Here is a 221-nt window from a genome sequence, read left to right as displayed (position 1 = left end):
ATATCTTCTTAATGATATAAACCCTATTATTACAACTATTACAGGAATTGGTTCTGTTTTAGGAGCTTCTATTATTGCTGAAATAGGAGATATATCTCGATTTGAAAAAGCTAGTCAATTAGTTGCTTATGCAGGTCTTGATGTTTCAGTTAAACAATCTGGAGAATTTAATGCAATTAATTCAGCGAAACTATCTAAAAGAGGTTCTCCTTATTTAAGAC

1 protein-coding gene is annotated in these 221 nt (G+C 30.3%); it reads left to right on the top strand.

What is annotated here, in order from left to right; all coding sequences use genetic code 11:
• On the top strand, positions 1 to 221 hold a 221-nt coding region (locus ACK2WN_RS12490), incomplete at both ends, for an IS110 family transposase (protein ID WP_416155713.1).

The organism is Peptacetobacter sp. AB800 (genome assembly GCF_047807365.1).
GTDB lineage: Bacteria > Bacillota > Clostridia > Peptostreptococcales > Peptostreptococcaceae > Peptacetobacter.
This window is presented reverse-complemented; position numbering and strand designations above follow the sequence as displayed.